Source organism: Photobacterium sp. CCB-ST2H9 (genome assembly GCF_023151555.2).
Taxonomy (GTDB): Bacteria; Pseudomonadota; Gammaproteobacteria; order Enterobacterales; family Vibrionaceae; genus Photobacterium.
In genome coordinates, this window is sequence record NZ_CP100426.1 from 977,246 (window position 1) to 991,568 (window position 14,323).

General features: G+C 53.5%; 19 protein-coding genes. All 19 read right to left on the bottom strand.

Annotated elements, in window-relative coordinates:
* Genes L4174_RS21075 through L4174_RS21165 form a run of 19 tightly spaced genes read right to left on the bottom strand, consistent with a single transcriptional unit; the run spans position 1 to position 14,292 of the window.
* Positions 1-765 carry a hypothetical protein gene (locus L4174_RS21075; protein ID WP_248141904.1) on the bottom strand — a complete coding sequence of 255 codons (765 nt, stop codon included), beginning with the start codon at positions 763-765 and terminating at the stop codon, positions 1-3.
* Positions 756-1,442 carry a hypothetical protein gene (locus tag L4174_RS21080; RefSeq protein WP_248141902.1) on the bottom strand — a complete coding sequence of 229 codons (687 nt, stop codon included), beginning with the start codon at positions 1,440-1,442 and terminating at the stop codon, positions 756-758. Before L4174_RS21080 ends, L4174_RS21075 begins: the two co-directional genes overlap by 10 nt.
* A complete protein-coding gene (locus L4174_RS21085) occupies positions 1,439-1,978 on the bottom strand; it encodes an adenine glycosylase (protein ID WP_248141897.1) in 540 nt (179 codons plus the stop codon). The genes L4174_RS21080 and L4174_RS21085 overlap by 4 nt, the downstream gene beginning before the upstream one ends.
* A 2-nt stretch (positions 1,979-1,980) precedes the next feature.
* Positions 1,981-5,139, bottom strand: coding sequence for a phage tail protein (locus L4174_RS21090; protein WP_248141895.1), 3,159 nt, complete (start codon positions 5,137-5,139; stop codon positions 1,981-1,983).
* 7 nt (positions 5,140-5,146) lie between these two features.
* Entirely contained in the window at positions 5,147-5,743 is a 597-nt protein-coding gene (locus L4174_RS21095; RefSeq protein ID WP_248141894.1) for a phage tail protein, read from the bottom strand.
* Positions 5,736-6,923: a baseplate J/gp47 family protein gene (locus L4174_RS21100; RefSeq protein ID WP_248141893.1), complete on the bottom strand. Its 1,188-nt coding sequence runs from the start codon at positions 6,921-6,923 to the stop codon at positions 5,736-5,738. Before L4174_RS21100 ends, L4174_RS21095 begins: the two co-directional genes overlap by 8 nt.
* Complete coding sequence (locus L4174_RS21105) at positions 6,916-7,239, bottom strand: DUF2590 family protein (RefSeq protein WP_248141892.1); 324 nt, start codon at positions 7,237-7,239, stop codon at positions 6,916-6,918. Before L4174_RS21105 ends, L4174_RS21100 begins: the two co-directional genes overlap by 8 nt.
* Positions 7,236-9,263 (bottom strand): phage tail tape measure protein, encoded by a 2,028-nt coding sequence (locus tag L4174_RS21110; RefSeq protein ID WP_248141886.1) that lies wholly within the window; start codon positions 9,261-9,263, stop codon positions 7,236-7,238. The genes L4174_RS21105 and L4174_RS21110 overlap by 4 nt, the downstream gene beginning before the upstream one ends.
* Before the next feature lie 3 nt (positions 9,264-9,266).
* A complete protein-coding gene (locus L4174_RS21115; protein ID WP_248141885.1) occupies positions 9,267-9,410 on the bottom strand; it encodes a hypothetical protein in 144 nt (47 codons plus the stop codon).
* A 41-nt stretch (positions 9,411-9,451) separates the two neighbouring features.
* Entirely contained in the window at positions 9,452-9,715 is a 264-nt protein-coding gene (locus L4174_RS21120) for a putative phage tail assembly chaperone (RefSeq protein ID WP_248141883.1), read from the bottom strand.
* Positions 9,712-9,987 (bottom strand): hypothetical protein, encoded by a 276-nt coding sequence (locus L4174_RS21125; RefSeq protein WP_248141881.1) that lies wholly within the window; start codon positions 9,985-9,987, stop codon positions 9,712-9,714. The genes L4174_RS21120 and L4174_RS21125 overlap by 4 nt, the downstream gene beginning before the upstream one ends.
* On the bottom strand, positions 9,988-10,509 hold the full coding sequence (locus L4174_RS21130) for a hypothetical protein (protein ID WP_248141879.1): 522 nt from the start codon (positions 10,507-10,509) through the stop codon (positions 9,988-9,990).
* A 4-nt stretch (positions 10,510-10,513) separates the two neighbouring features.
* A complete protein-coding gene (locus L4174_RS21135; RefSeq protein ID WP_248141878.1) occupies positions 10,514-10,936 on the bottom strand; it encodes a DUF5675 family protein in 423 nt (140 codons plus the stop codon).
* Positions 10,933-11,154: a TraR/DksA C4-type zinc finger protein gene (locus tag L4174_RS21140; protein WP_248141877.1), complete on the bottom strand. Its 222-nt coding sequence runs from the start codon at positions 11,152-11,154 to the stop codon at positions 10,933-10,935. The genes L4174_RS21135 and L4174_RS21140 overlap by 4 nt, the downstream gene beginning before the upstream one ends.
* A gap of 9 nt (positions 11,155-11,163) precedes the next feature.
* Positions 11,164-11,613, bottom strand: a complete 450-nt coding sequence (locus tag L4174_RS21145; RefSeq protein ID WP_248141875.1) for a phage protein — start codon at positions 11,611-11,613, stop codon at positions 11,164-11,166.
* Entirely contained in the window at positions 11,613-12,734 is a 1,122-nt protein-coding gene (locus tag L4174_RS21150; RefSeq protein WP_248141874.1) for a DUF2586 domain-containing protein, read from the bottom strand. The genes L4174_RS21145 and L4174_RS21150 overlap by 1 nt, the downstream gene beginning before the upstream one ends.
* Positions 12,735-12,756: 22 nt before the next feature.
* A complete protein-coding gene (locus tag L4174_RS21155; protein ID WP_248141873.1) occupies positions 12,757-13,425 on the bottom strand; it encodes a hypothetical protein in 669 nt (222 codons plus the stop codon).
* A complete protein-coding gene (locus tag L4174_RS21160; protein ID WP_248141872.1) occupies positions 13,403-13,885 on the bottom strand; it encodes a phage tail protein in 483 nt (160 codons plus the stop codon). Before L4174_RS21160 ends, L4174_RS21155 begins: the two co-directional genes overlap by 23 nt.
* Entirely contained in the window at positions 13,885-14,292 is a 408-nt protein-coding gene (locus tag L4174_RS21165) for a head completion/stabilization protein (RefSeq protein WP_248141871.1), read from the bottom strand. Before L4174_RS21165 ends, L4174_RS21160 begins: the two co-directional genes overlap by 1 nt.
* Between the last annotated feature and the right edge of the window lie 31 nt (positions 14,293-14,323).

Sequence of the window (14,323 nt, forward strand, 5' to 3'; positions counted from 1 at the left end):
TTACTTCCCTGCGAATACGGTGGTTGATACGTCCACATGCGGCTTGCCCGTAAACGGGCAGATGGTCGCGCCGGTGCAGACACCATTGCCGCCGTTGAGTTTGATGGTGTCTGCATCCTCGGTGATGTTCTTCGCCTGGATGATGAGGTCTTTGCTGACGGTTAGTTTGGCCTGGCCTTCGATGTTTTCGATTTTGTCTTTGAGCACGGTGATTTCCTCATTCTGCTTGATGAGGACTTTCCGCAGCTGCTCAATGACTGCAGTGTAATTGGTCGCGTTCACGTTCCTGTCAATGCAGTTCAGCGTGGCGTTTTTATCTGTGGTGCTCTCAAAGTTACCCACCTGATCAACCAGGTGGTAAACCCCTTTTCGCTGCTGGTAACGGGACTCCCCTTCCAAAATGGCTGGCAGTCGAAATCCCAGCGGCAGAACACAGCGGATAAATGGCTTATCCGCCTGACCGAACATCCAGCCAATTTCGACGATGCTCCCTTTCGCGGGCGGCTCCAGTCGTCCGGCCATCTCGCCCACGCCGGGCACAGGCAGCGGAACCGCCTGCAACGGCGGGCAGTCTTTCAAATCATTCCCCTGCTCATCCAGCAACTGTACATTGACTGCATAATGGGGATAAAACCGGTCGGACAGGTCGCCTTCCTTGGGAAGTTCAGGCAGGGCGACCACCTTACCCCAGCGAGGCAGGTGCGCTTTTGCGGTCAACTCCGGGAACAGGCGGTATATCATCCGCCGGATGGTATTTAAGTCCATGTCAATTTCACCTCTGTGCCCGTAAATTCCACCGCTTTCAGGCGAGTGCCATTGACCAGGGCACCGGGCTTGAGTTTGGGGATACAGGGGATTGTGGCGCTTTTGTTGGCCGTGTGACCCGTCATCAGTTCATTGGGGATTGTCACGGGTTTATCGGCCCAATAGCTGTCCTGCCAGCTGCCGACAAAAATCTGGCCATTGCCTTGCTGCTGCCAGAAAAAATCAGGCACGCTGAAGGTCGTGGCCAGTTCATCCATGACCCGATACCCATTGCCGTCACTGTAAAAGCAGGGCGCTGCGGTTTTGCTGTAGGCCCGCTCGGGCACCACGAACTGCAGCCCGGTTTTCTCACTGACATGACTCAGCAGCTGCATCAGGGTCGGATGACGCATGATGACCGGCAACGGACGATAGAGCACTGCAGCCAACTCCCGGCAAAAAACGGTCGACCAGCCTTTCTGGGTCGGCTGCACCCGTTCCACATAACCCAGAAATACCCGGCTGAGGTTTTCCCCCCACCCCAGGTCAACGGCGACAATGCTGTTCACCTCAGGGCTGCCTTCGATGACCAGTTGCGCCCGGCCTGGTGCCGTATCATCAAAGGTCAGCCGGTGCGTGCTGACCTTGGTTTTCTGGCGGCCGATATAAACCTGAACGGTAAAGCGTGGATTGTTCATGCCAGCTGGTTATCCAAATATTTCAGGAATCGCATGAAGCCAGACATTTCAACTTCAGTCCCCGGTGGTACTTCAGCAGAAGCAATGACTTCAGTTGCTGGCGTGGTAACACCCTGTACTTTTTGTTGCACTGCTGTTTTTTCTGCCTGGCGTTGTTCAACCCGCTCAGGCACAGACATGTGTTCAACCAGCTCAAAGCTCACCGCCCACTGACGCAGGGATTCCTGCTCATCCGCCCTGATGTTGCCCTGAAACTTCACTTCACGGATTTTCAGGGCCTGGGCTGTCTGGTTGCTGATGCGATACACCTGGCGGGCGTTGTTGTTTTTGGCCCCGGCCAGTTCGAACAGCTTGCTCAGGTGTTGCTGACGTTCAAAAGGAATGGTGCCACTCACAGACAGCACCTTGGCTTTGTCCCCGGTTTCCGCCTGGTCCGTCGCAGCCGTCTGGCCGGACATATCCTGTCCGGCAAGTTGCTGGCGCACACTGAGGCGCAGGGATTTGAGAAGGAGCTGGGCTCCGGATAAGGTCAGCATATTTACTCGCTGTATTCCCGAAGCTGCAGATATTCGAGCTCAAACGTTCCTCCGGCAAAAGAGCCAGTTCCAAACGAGCCGCCACAATATGCTGTGGCGATTTCACCAACCACTAAAGGGTCATCAATTATCCCTTCATACAACGGGGTCAGCTCCGCACTCAGCAGAGTTACCTGTATGGTGTAATCCGACAGTAATTTCAGTTGAACCAGCATCGTTTTGTTTTGTATGTCACTGGCTGCAACTCCTGTCTCAATCAGCGGCACACTTGGGATACCCTGATTCGCCGGACTGAGAAAAACAAACCTGACTGCAGGCACTTCAGCTGTACTGGCGTACATCACTAAAATACCGCCAGACGAATACATCACTTTTTTGTCATAAACCTCTGAGCCATCGCCAAAGTCATCCCGTTTGTTCCAGCTCAGAACTACCCCGGTTCCTGAAGGGAAATTTGCTTCAAACCGAAACTCCACCACATCGCCTGGGCGCTGGAGTGAGTAATTGTTATAACCCCTCAGTGACGGAGAGACGATATTCCTGACATAGTTGTACGGCACCCCGGTATCAATCGGCGGATGGACAACCCGTCCCCGTCCGGCAACGACATCACGCCAGTGTGCTTTATCCATGTAACTGAAACCGGTGTTGTAATGCATCACCGGATAGCGGTTTTCCTGCCTGTCAGCAATAAAATCCAACCAGCCAATTTTCAAAAACGTTGTCACGACCTCGTTGTCAAATAATCGGCTGGCCGTCTCCGGGATTCGAATCCGCACCCGATTCAGTCCGTACTTCAGTTTCCCGACAAAGCAGGGTAAGTCTGTCCGGCCAGAGCCGGTATGCCCGATACACTCCGGTGAAACATCCTCAAATATCACCTGGCGATGGAAATCACTGGCGGTAAACAACTGAGATTCAACCAGCACCCGGGGCAAGTCTGCACGGTCCGCTTCAGCGAAATGAACCCCTGCATCCTTGTAGGCGCGGTAAATCAGTGAAACATCTCGCTGCTCATTCCAGACCCAGAGATCAATCACATCCAGTCCCTGCACCTTGGCAACGTCATCCGCCTCAATTACGCCATTGAGATATAATTTATTCGCCCCCCGGTTGGGATCAGACGAACTGATATCATTGCGCCCCAAACGGTAGCGAACGGCGGAGTGAACCACATCAAAACAATGACGCTGGCTGTCTAACGTGGGCACGTTGTCCCGCTCTGCGGTTTTAAACAGAAATTCCGCTTTTTTCAGGTGCCCCAGTTCATTGAGATGCAAGCCATCTGTAGAGACAGAAGAAAACGCAAGTTTATCGCCATTGTTGTAAATCCAGTGCTTTATCGCCTGATTCACATCAATGAACTCAATCCCGTATTCATGGGCCAGTCGGCGTTTAACCTGATCAACCAGTTCACTCACTTCCGTGTTGTTTCCATAATCCCCGCTTTGCGCCGTGTTATTACTGGGCGGGCATGAGAGCAAAGCGGGCTGTACTCCCCGTGCAAACGCATCCAGAATCAAGGCCTGGTTTTCAACGTAGGTCCGGCGTTCCAAGGCTGCAGGACTGTTATCAGCGTTGGAATCATTCAGACCAAACATCACCCCCAACCACTCAATGTCAGAATAAACAGGGTTGCCGTACACAGCATTGTGAACGTTATTCACTGCCCAACCATCCTGAGCTTGTTTGCCCTTAAAACCAGCGTTATAGACACGAAGCTGGTCATTGTCGTGAAACGCCCGCAATATTCGCTGCAAAACGTTCGGGTATGCATTGGGCACTTCAGTATCATCATGGTCATAAGTCAGGTCATCCGGCACCTGGCTCCCGACCAGGCGATTGGTGTTCCAACGAAATGCCAGATTCACACCATCCACGGTCGTTACCCTGCCGTCCGTTGTTGAGTCGCCATAAAACCCAACCGGCGCCTTCAATCCGGCAGCCCATTTTGCCGCCTGACCTTGCAGGGAGGTGAGCCGACCAGGCTTCACAAACTGAACTCCGGCATTCAATAGATCCCGCAGCCTGCCGGGTCCGTTTTTATCCGGCTGCCAGCCAGCCTGAAGCGGGGTGATGGTCTGGTTTCGCCGAACCCAATAACCGGAAGGACTGCCAGCTTGAAACACTGTGGCTCCATCTACGTCACGTCCGGGTTCAGTCATCCAAATCAAAGAGCCGCCACCACCGTCACCTTCATCGTGATACCCCAGCAATTCAACTTGCTGCCCTTCAGCTGTTCCGGAAAGCTGCAGCAGTTGATCCACATTGCGCACAACCTTGGCAAAATGCTGAGTGGTCCAATTTTTTCCAGCACCATGACCATCAGAGCGCAAATCACTGATACTGCCATCGTCAAATACTTGCGCAATTTTGCACACCACATGCCTGGTCCCTTGGGGATTGGTGTAGTCATCCAGTTCATCGGGGGTAATGACAAATTCAAATTTTGTCTCCCAAGCTCCCGTCGCAGTACCCTGGCGATAGGCGTCTACATAGATAAACGCTGGCCGCTCTGCCACCTGAACAAATCGGTCAAATTCCAGGTGAACGCGATTCCCGGCAACATAACCAATCCCGGCTTTGATGTTGAATGCAGTAGACTGCGGGGTCACCCGAAAACCATCGTCGATGAACCAGTCTTTGCCATTGATATCGATCATCGCCTGAGCACTGTCATCATCCATCCGCTGCAGTCGCTTTGCCGCATTGTATTGCCAGGTGGAGGCGTCGACCGAGATGTTGGTGATTTCAGCAATATCTTTGTATTCCAACACTACAGAGCGCACCAAAGTATTCCCCGCAATGCCCGGCTCATCTGCCGTTTTCGGGGTCAGCTTGTGGTGGTCAATGGTGACCAGCACACCATGTTCTGTGCTGTATGCCCCAGTCCAGTTGAAGTCGAACGGACCTTCATCACTTTTCAGAGTGGTTGAATAAATCACCGCATCCGCGCTGAGCCGACCCCGCTGCTCCACAGCCTTTTCAAACACGACAGAGTTTGCTGGCACACCATCTTCCGGCTGAGGAAAACCTGACAGATTCGGAATGTTTGCAAAAATGAGCTTATCAATGGTCAGCGGGCTTTCGTCTGCGTTCACCTGCGCTAGCAGGGCTTTCCCGGCTGCGGTGAGAATTTTGGTTTCAGTGTTGTTTGCCATGGTTTTCTTAACCTTTTACTGTCGCTGTGTAGTATTCACATTCCATGTTCAGCACTTTGGGCAACATGGGTACATTGACGCGGGTGTTGATATGCGCCGTTTCAAACCCGGCATCTATGGCCTGGCTTTTCGCGGCGACGGGCAGTTGGATATAACTGGTGTACTGGTAGCGCCGACAGGTTCGGCCATACTGGCGAATGACGGTGTCGAGTAACCGGGGCACTTTGGTTAAGTCACCATCTCGGATTTCCAGGCTAATGACATCCCAGTCAACATTTTGCAATCGCTCATCCTGAGTGATGTGGGGATAGCCCAGCTTTTGGAACATATCTTCCCAGCCTGCAATCGAACCGGCCTCTTTGGTGAACTGGTAAGCGTAGGCCACCCGGATGCGAAACAGGGTTTCCGGCTCCTGGCCTAACCGTGTGACACCCCGCTGCCAGCCCAGCAGCTCGACCATGCCCATGGGTGCGGTCAGCGGGTCGTGTTGCTGCAGTGGCAGCTGCAGTGCCTCCGAGACCTTGCCCCAGTAGCGATGCAGGGCGCGGGCAATCTTTGCCAGCTCACCCTGGCCCATCCACCACTTCAGAACAATGTCAGGCATTCTCAAGCGTCACCTCCAGCGTCCCGATACGGGGAATGGTCAGGTTGTTCAGAATGTCCACCTGGGCAAATTCCAGTGATTCAACGCCGGGGAACTGGGCGTGCAGCTCTTGCCCCAGTTTCGAGAAGCTGAAGCGTTTGACCGGGTTGGTTCGGGTCGGTTGATAATCAGAGTTCTCTCGAAAAGCGGCCCGGATAAAGTGTTCAATCTGCGCTTTCAGGGCGTCCCGCGCTTCCAGCGTCATTGATGCCACAGGCCAGACTGACACCTGAATATTTGTTTCCACACCGGGCATGGCCATCACCAGTAAATCATCCCCATGGCCGTGCTGGCCGTTGTCCCGGATGTGCTGATTCATGTCCGCAATCATTGCCGCTGACGGTTCGCCGGTATCAAGCAGAATGTAGGCGTTGGCAGTGCCCGGTCCGCGCGGTGCGTTGTGCTCAAAATACACATTGTCATCCTGGATCCCGGCTCGTTTGGTCAGCAGCGCCCGATAAGCTGCATCAATGTGCCACTTGGCAATGGCTGACCACTGGTCACGGACCCGCAGGCGCAGCTCATCGTCGGATTCTTCATCCGCCCCGGCACTGTCCAGCCAGTCCGCGGCGTTGGTCGCCGCAGCAATACCGGAAATGGCTGTGGGCAGGATGTGGTAATACCCTTCGCCCAGGTTGTACGCCGCGCCGGGCAATTCCGCCTCAACCGGTGCCAACACCAGAGTCTGGTTTTCCGGGAGCTCCGTGTCCTGAGTGACCCGGACCCGGTAAATGTGACCGTTAATCACATCGGTCTGGATCCAGGTGCCGGCCGCAATCATCAGGGCCGGTCCCTGCGCGGCGGCACGCTGAAACGCCACATGGCCGGATGCCTTGCTGGCGCCTTTCCGTTCTGTCTGACAGGCCCAGGCTTGCTGGTCGAGCCATTCCCCGGCGGCCGTTGCCAGAAAGGTGTTCGGCAGCACATGTTTGACCATCAGCCGGTCAACCAGCCACACGGTGCAGTGGATCACCGCATTTTCAATCAGGCGCCAGAACGGGGAGAACGGCGAGTCGTTATTGATGATGGCCTCTTCAGCGGCCATCTCGGCTTTCAGCACCTGCTTCCAGCTGTCTTTATCCAGGGGCACCCCGGCATCTTTCACGATTTGGGCATAGTCAGGTTTTGGGATCTCAGCCATGACTGACCTCCAGTTCTAACGTGCCGAAATCCCGCGTGGTGGCAAACACCCAGATGGTGCCGGGGGTGGGCTCTTCGAGCCGGACGGTTCCCGGAACCAGGCGTACATCTTCTTCAACCAGCAATTCAATCTGGGTACTGATGTCACGGCGCTTGCTGCGGCTGCGCTCTGCAATCAGGGCTACAGCCAGACCGGATTCAATAATCGCGTGCTTGATGTCCTGCGCAATTACGGCCCGGTCCTGAATCAGTACCGGGTTTCGCCCGGCATCGAGCACGACATCGCCGTTCTCAATCAAAATGTCCTGATAGGTCATCCGGCAAACATCTCCATTTCGTTCGCGAAGTCCTGCGGGTTATTCATCTGTTGGGCATAGATACTGACGCCCCCGTAGTGGGTCGAGCTGCTCTGATAGTTCGACAGTGTTTTCGCCACGCCACCGGGTTGTACTTGTGCTCGGGGTTGAGCTTTTGCCACAGCATCAATCTTGATGTCCGGCTGTTCACCAATCAGGCCAATCTCAATTCCAGGGATCAGGTTGACCTGTTTAATCACCCAATTAATCATGTCGGTCACTTGTTTCCATAAAGTGCCGACCACACCCCAGAATGCCTGCCCAAATGCTTCAGTGGCCTCAATAAACGGCGCAAAGACTGAGGTGTCACTGAACCCTGAAAAAGCAAAATTCCACAACGCCGTAATGCCGGTAATTACAGAGGTAAAGGTGGCTGCAACCAGCTTGAGCACCTGAATCACCAACATGAATGAATTCGCTATCGTCATGCCAAATAAGCGGCCGACTTCGGTAAACGCGTTCAAGCCATCAGATGCTGACAAAAACTCAGCAAATAGCCCGAAAGTACTGTCCCAAAGGTTCGTCACGGCTCCCCATAAAAGGCTCACAGCTTTGAACACTTCACTCAATGCGCCCGATGTCTCGTTGCTCACGCCAAAGACATTCGAAAATGTTCCGCTCAGCGCTTCCCATACCCCCGAAAAGAAGGCAGCAATTGGGTCCCAATACTCATAAATCACAAACGCTGCTGCCGCGAATGCTGCTGCGACGAGCGCCACGGTTCCGGTAATGGGAGACATCAGAAGCATCAGGGTTGAAAAGGCCATTTTTGCGGCTCCAACCATGACGGTGAATGCGCCGCCGACAGCGGTCAGACTTAAAAACCCGAGCACTGCATAACCAATATATTTGGTCAGGTTGGGGAACAGTTTTGTCCACAACAGCACCTCCCTGGCGCCATCAGCAAGCATTTCGACCACAGGCAAAATGGAAGGGAGTAACGCCTGCCCGAATGCCGCACGTACAGCGAATAGTCCTTGCTCTAAACGCTCCCATTGGTCTGTCATTGCTCCGGCCATTTGCATGGCTTGATCAAGCCCTTTGACCTGGGAGAAATCTGCAATTTGCTTCCTGAGCTCCTTGGTTTGCCCATACAGCGTTGAAATGAAGGACATCGCTTCCTTACCACCGAAAGCTTTCTCCAATTTCATTTTTTCTAAAGCATCTAACGAGTCGCCATACTTGCCCTTGATGACATCAATGATTGAGGCCGCATCAAGCAGCTGGTTATTCGCGTCTAAGAAATTAAGCCCGAGTGATTTTCCCGCACCGGCGGCTTTACTGATGAAAGCCTGGTATTTGGTGGCAGCTACACCGCCGTCCATTTGGTTGCCCAATAGCCCAAGGATTGCAAACTGTTCACCTAAACCGGCACCTGCAACCGTTGCATCATTCCCTAACGCCCTGAAAGATTGAGACAGTTTCACACCATCAGTTTTGAATCGTTCCACCGCTAATGCTGTGTAACTACCCAGCTGATCGGCCCATGCATCTTTCCCAATGACCGTCGCCTGATCTTGGAAAATGCCATACATGGTTCCGAAGTAATCAGTTATCGTTTTGGTATCAGCTTTTGTTGCCGCAGCAGTAATCGCGGCTGTTCTCGACAAATTTGAAAGCTCATCACCCGTCAAATCCCCCATAGCGGATTTGATGTCGTAACTGGCCGCAACAAATTCAGTGGCAGATTTGCCATACTCCACGGCAAAATTCAGTGCAGTATCACTGAGCTGCTGAAGCTGCTCATCCGCAACCCCCAGAGACTTCACTTCTCCTAACACCCGGTCCATTTCAATGGCAGGCATCAGCGCTTGCTGCAGGGCAATCCCCGCACCGGCTACACCCGCCGCGCCAGCAACCATGGTATGGGTGCCGTCACGATAAGAACTGGCCATACCGCTAAACTGACGCTGGATATTCCCCAGCGGTTTAGAGATTTGGTCGATCAGTCCAACGGTAAATCGGAGCGGTTCGGGTAATGACATGGTTTATCCTGAAAATGCCTTGCTCACACCAGAGGCCATCGCTGCGGCCATGTTTTCCCAGTAGCGTTTTTCCAGCCAGGTCGCCTGGGCAAGACTGGTTTCATCATCCGTCTCACCCGGCAGCCACTTGCGACGAAATGCCAGCATCTGGGCAAGGTCACTGTTATCCAGTGCAGTGACCTTGCTGTTTATTTTTTTACGGAGATGGCGATTTTAGGCGCGTATGCCTGCATCAACGTCGACCCCAGCTGTATGGCTGCGCCTGGGTTCTCTCCAGTCAAATTTCTCAGGTATTCCTTCCCGTCTTCACCTACCGATTGCATGATGAAGTTGTGGGCGCCATCGGAAATATTGCCCTGCGCAATCTGGCCCATGTATTCCGCATACAGGTCCGGGGTGGGTTGAAAGATGACGTCAGTACCTGCAACGGTTAGGGTGATTGTTTTGCTCATGGTTTTACTCGCTCCAGTTTTTCATCCAGACGGTTGAACCCGTCGGTGAGGCGTTGTTCAAGGCGGTCAAAGCCTGCTTTCAGCTCATCCCGCGTAGCATAGTTTTCAGCGACATAGGCGCGCTGTTCAGAAATTGCCAGCTTGTTGGCCGCCGTTTGAATAAACAGATAGCCAATGCAAGCCGCCAAAATTGTCAGGGCCACACTCAGCACAGGGACAATTGCACTTAAATTCGTCCGTTCCGGTGATGTCTGGCGTGTGGTGTCGGTCATCTATCCCCCTGTTTTCAGGTGTTTGGTTTTATCAACACTGCCTTTGCTGCTTCCCAGCCAGTAGGCAATGGCCGTCGAAAATGCGGTCAGTACAGCGCCCACAATGATCATCAGCACGCTGTCATAGCGTTCCGGCATTGGCGGACCGAACAGCAGCGCGGTAAACATCAGGGCCACCATGCCGACCATGGAAATTGCCAACGCGCTCGGCATCCAGTGATCTCTATGCTGCTCACGGGCGTGCTGGGTATCCGCCATTGCAATGCGGGCGGATTCCATCGCCAGCCGTCCTTCTTCCAGCGACAGGCGTTTCAGCTCCTGTGCGTGCTCCATCTCAATCTGCTTAAGCTTGAGAAAGGCATCAGGGTCATTCTTAATCGCGTGCTCAATGGCATCCGGGGTGTTATCAACACCCAGCGCGCTGGCAATCAGCCCGCCGACTGCAACACCTGCCGGGCCACCAATCAAGGTACCGACCATGGGGGCTGCGGTGCCGATTAGCTGTTTCACTTTGTCCCACATGCTGTTAATCCTTTTGAATGGTCAGAACAGCAGGCGCTCCGGCCAGCTCATCCATCAGGTTGTGAAACGCTGCCGCTGAGTTCAAAACCGCCCACTCATTGCCGACAAACCCAAAATCAACACCAGGGGCCAGGCAGCCTTGCAACTGCGATGGAGAGTTAGCCTTGTGGATCAGAATGTGAGTCCTCTGGCTCGGCCCGTAACGGGTCACTCCCAGGCTTTCAGCTTCCAATGCGTAGCAGTTGCCGAACTTCGGACTTTGATGCGGATAAAGGGTGTACGTGCCTTCCGGCACACAGGATTCCCCTTTTTTGTTGTTTAAAAACGGACGCTCAACCATGCAGCAAACGGTGCTGCCATCTTCACGATGAAGCGTTCCGTATGTGCCGTGTTCAAAGTAACGACGTTTCAGAATGAAATTCTTCACAGCTTCCCCTTGTCTGCGAGTTCCTGGCATGGGGTGCAGTACTGACACCCTGGTATGTGTTGACGGCGTTTTTCCGGGATGGCGTCGCCACACTCCGCGCACTCCGTCGCGCTGGTCTGGTTGTCCGTCTGGCGGGACGTGGCACCCAGCTGTCGGTCCAGCGCCATTTGGTTGAATTTGGCTTCGATAGCACTGGCATGATCAAATACGTCCGGCATTCGCTATCCTCAGAAAACCAGATCTTCGGTTTCGTCATCACGCAGGTACGATGTACCGTTGATTTTGATGAAGTCCGGACTGGTAATATCGAATGGGATTTTGTGCACCAGGGCGCTGCCGCCGTTACTGTCAACATCGAGCAAGTCAGAAATCTTGATGCGAACGCCGAACATCTCGACTTTCAGCTCATCCTTATCAATCTTGCCGTAACCCATGGCATCGAATGCCGGTAGTGCGCGCCAGGCGCCTGCATTGGCTGCGGCCTTGTTCAGCAGGTTGAACTGCGAGGTGGTCAGCTCCATTTCGCCCGATGCTTCTACATCGCCATCCACGTAGCCATCCGGCACGCCGTTGGTTTTAGACACCGCGCTGTTATCGGTAATCGACAAGGTGAACTTCTGTGCGCTCAATCGGATGTCGCCCAGATTGAATCGCATATTTTTTCCGGAAATACGCATTAAGCCTCCGCATCCGCTGGGTTAGTCAAATCCAGTGCAATATTCACTGCGATATGTTTCGGGCAGTTATGCGGGCGGGCCATCAGGCCAATGATCACTTTGGTTTTGGTTTGCCATTGAATCGTCACATCTTCTTCCCGTGGCTTCATGATTTCACCGGGGAAAGTGATGCCGCCAATTTCGGTGGTCTTCGACATTTGACGCATGTCTGCACTGAAATACTGACGATTGCGCTCAATAGACGCCGGGGTGGAATTCAGGATTTTGTCGCCAATCCGGCGAATCGCTTTCACTCGAACCCGGCGGTTCAGCTTGTGCACTGGGCGCACGTATTCAATCACCTGATAATCGCCGCCTGGCGCTTCCAGCGTGGTGGCATCCCCCCAGTAAATCCCCGGAAAGTCCGCGTACCACTGCGGCACCGAATAACGGGCGGTCGCCAGTGCAATAATGGTCGCCATATCCAGTTCTTTACCGTCACTGTCGACAGGCGTATCCCCTATTCCCAGCACATTGCCGGTTGCCACTCGCATGGGCGTATCGGCGACGGTGACACTGCGGTCACACAGTCGACCTGCCAGCACCCCGATATTGTTGCCATGCAGCTGGGGCACCGGCACCACCATGTTGGCTGCCACATCCTTCACCAAGGTGACCATTGAGCCGGTATAGGCCGACCAGGTTTGCGCCGCTTTATCAATGCCCGGTACGGCAGCCAGAAAGAACACCCAGCGCCCCAGCTTGCTCACCAGTTCGGTGTGCTTGGCCTGCATGGCATCAAATCCGGCTTTGTCTGTGGTTTCATCCACAATCACAATGCCTTCGAAAGAGCCGGTCAGGTTGGCCGCATCCACCGCGTCTTCCCAGGTCTGGCCGTCTGCCAACGCATAGATAGCTGCGGTCCAGTTTTGCTTGCCATTGAGCTGCGCGGCGATCACATTGCGGCCCAGGGCATCATCTGCCACCACATCATCCAAGTTGGTTGCTGCAGACACATGGGTCAGCTTGCCCTGCAGCTCAGCTTTTGACGTACTGCCGATAAAGAGCAAATGACGCTCGATTTCCGGCACGTCGCCTTGCCCTAAGTTGAGGTTGTTGACATCAACGGTTCCGATTGCCATTTACTCTATCCTTTGCTTGTCGTTATCTGCGCTGCCTGGCTTTTTCAATGTTCTGTACCAGTCGAGCACGCACACGTTCTATTGATGTTCCTAAAAACTCACGTTGTGGGTTTTCTATCGTCCAGCTCTGCTTACCTTTTCGAGACCCCGTCCGCATCATGCGGATAATTACGCCCGCCTGGCCTATCGTCATTCGTTTGGCAATATTCCGCTTGCTCAGTCGGTTATAGCCGCCACCTTTACGTTTCAGCTTGTAACCCAATCGCCTCAGAGCGATGGCCTGCTTATCTGTGGCAGGCGCTCCGTAGTCCGGCTCACCAAAACGACGATTCATTTTTTTGATGTGCTTTGCAGCGCTCTGATGCTCGATAAAGCCCAATTGGTTGGCAGCGGCTTTACTGCCTTTCAGTTTACGTTTCCAGGTCAGGTTCAAAGTCACCCGGTCCTGCACATAGGGTTCCATTCCCTGGGTAAAGCTGGCTAATACCGGGTCTTCGCCCTGCTTACGCTTTTCAAATGGCTTGCCGTTCACATCCTTTTGTCTGCGAATCCGGCTTTTGGTCTGGCGAATCTCCCAGCGGCCCAAATCTTTCAGTAACCAAAATCGCTTCTTAGGAGGGAGCGCTAACGCTTCTAACGCCTTCCTTGCCGAAACCGCATCACTGGCATTAAGCGTGATTACCGGTTTCATTGTTTATCTCGCTTTCTTCAGCCACCCAGATATCTACCGGATTGACTTTGTAACGTTTGCCATTCCATACAATCAGGCCGTTTTCGTCCGGAACAATTTCGATCGGTTCAGCAAACGTAATTCGAATCAGCACATCAGCTGTCGCCTCATTGTTTTCTTCAACTTCAATTTCAGGATCACGCAGGTCGTCCAGTACATCCCGATCACTGTCGTATTCATCCAACCAGCACGCCAGGAGGGCAAACAGGTTTTTGGGATCAATCTTGAGGTGCGGGAACCCTTCAATGAGCAGCCCCGCATCGTACTGCCAGTAGGCAACTCTAAAGCCTTCGTTCCCTCGGTCTTCACCGTCCACAATGACCTGACCGCCTGCCTGTGTTGCGTGTATCTTGCCCTCGTGCACCAGCACATTGAGGCTGTCAACCAGATAACCGTGCAAGTGCTGCAATTTGGTCTCCATCAAATCAGCTCCACACCATTAGCGCTGCGTCCCAGCAACAAACAAATATCTCTGATTGACTGGGCGCGGAAACGGGCAGCCTGTTCAGGAGAATCTTCCGCTGCATTCTCTGCCACTTCTCGGCGATCCTGAGTCGCGAACTCCGGCAACAAATCGGCATGTGCCCTGCTATACACTGCGCGTTTGTAGGCAAACACTTTGTTTCCGGTTATCTTTACCGGGTCAACATCTTTCAGTTCGTCATTTACTTCCATCGCGGCAATGCTGACAGCCATTGCCAGACTGGTTTCTTCGAACACAAAAGCGATACGTCGCAATTTGCGAAACTCTTCGGTTGAAAGTTCAGGCCATTCCCCGTTGCTAATCGTTGTGTTCTGCTGTGAGATTTGTTTGCCGCCAAAGCTCATCGTTGCCTTTCCTTAATGAGTGCGCCTCTGC

Excerpts from the sequence above, each read along its gene's own strand:
- L4174_RS21075 (WP_248141904.1), bottom strand. The coding sequence starts at position 765 with ATGGACTTAAATACCATCCGGCGGATGATATACCGCCTGTTCCCGGAG.
- L4174_RS21080 (WP_248141902.1), bottom strand. The coding sequence starts at position 1,442 with ATGAACAATCCACGCTTTACCGTTCAGGTTTATATCGGCCGCCAGAAA.
- L4174_RS21085 (WP_248141897.1), bottom strand. The coding sequence starts at position 1,978 with ATGCTGACCTTATCCGGAGCCCAGCTCCTTCTCAAATCCCTGCGCCTC.
- L4174_RS21090 (WP_248141895.1), bottom strand. The coding sequence starts at position 5,139 with ATGGCAAACAACACTGAAACCAAAATTCTCACCGCAGCCGGGAAAGCC.
- L4174_RS21095 (WP_248141894.1), bottom strand. The coding sequence starts at position 5,743 with ATGCCTGACATTGTTCTGAAGTGGTGGATGGGCCAGGGTGAGCTGGCA.
- L4174_RS21100 (WP_248141893.1), bottom strand. The coding sequence starts at position 6,923 with ATGGCTGAGATCCCAAAACCTGACTATGCCCAAATCGTGAAAGATGCC.
- L4174_RS21105 (WP_248141892.1), bottom strand. The coding sequence starts at position 7,239 with ATGACCTATCAGGACATTTTGATTGAGAACGGCGATGTCGTGCTCGAT.
- L4174_RS21110 (WP_248141886.1), bottom strand. The coding sequence starts at position 9,263 with ATGTCATTACCCGAACCGCTCCGATTTACCGTTGGACTGATCGACCAA.
- L4174_RS21115 (WP_248141885.1), bottom strand. The coding sequence starts at position 9,410 with ATGCTGGCATTTCGTCGCAAGTGGCTGCCGGGTGAGACGGATGATGAA.
- L4174_RS21120 (WP_248141883.1), bottom strand. The coding sequence starts at position 9,715 with ATGAGCAAAACAATCACCCTAACCGTTGCAGGTACTGACGTCATCTTT.
- L4174_RS21125 (WP_248141881.1), bottom strand. The coding sequence starts at position 9,987 with ATGACCGACACCACACGCCAGACATCACCGGAACGGACGAATTTAAGT.
- L4174_RS21130 (WP_248141879.1), bottom strand. The coding sequence starts at position 10,509 with ATGTGGGACAAAGTGAAACAGCTAATCGGCACCGCAGCCCCCATGGTC.
- L4174_RS21140 (WP_248141877.1), bottom strand. The coding sequence starts at position 11,154 with ATGCCGGACGTATTTGATCATGCCAGTGCTATCGAAGCCAAATTCAAC.
- L4174_RS21145 (WP_248141875.1), bottom strand. The coding sequence starts at position 11,613 with ATGCGTATTTCCGGAAAAAATATGCGATTCAATCTGGGCGACATCCGA.
- L4174_RS21150 (WP_248141874.1), bottom strand. The coding sequence starts at position 12,734 with ATGGCAATCGGAACCGTTGATGTCAACAACCTCAACTTAGGGCAAGGC.
- L4174_RS21155 (WP_248141873.1), bottom strand. The coding sequence starts at position 13,425 with ATGAAACCGGTAATCACGCTTAATGCCAGTGATGCGGTTTCGGCAAGG.
- L4174_RS21160 (WP_248141872.1), bottom strand. The coding sequence starts at position 13,885 with ATGGAGACCAAATTGCAGCACTTGCACGGTTATCTGGTTGACAGCCTC.
- L4174_RS21165 (WP_248141871.1), bottom strand. The coding sequence starts at position 14,292 with ATGAGCTTTGGCGGCAAACAAATCTCACAGCAGAACACAACGATTAGC.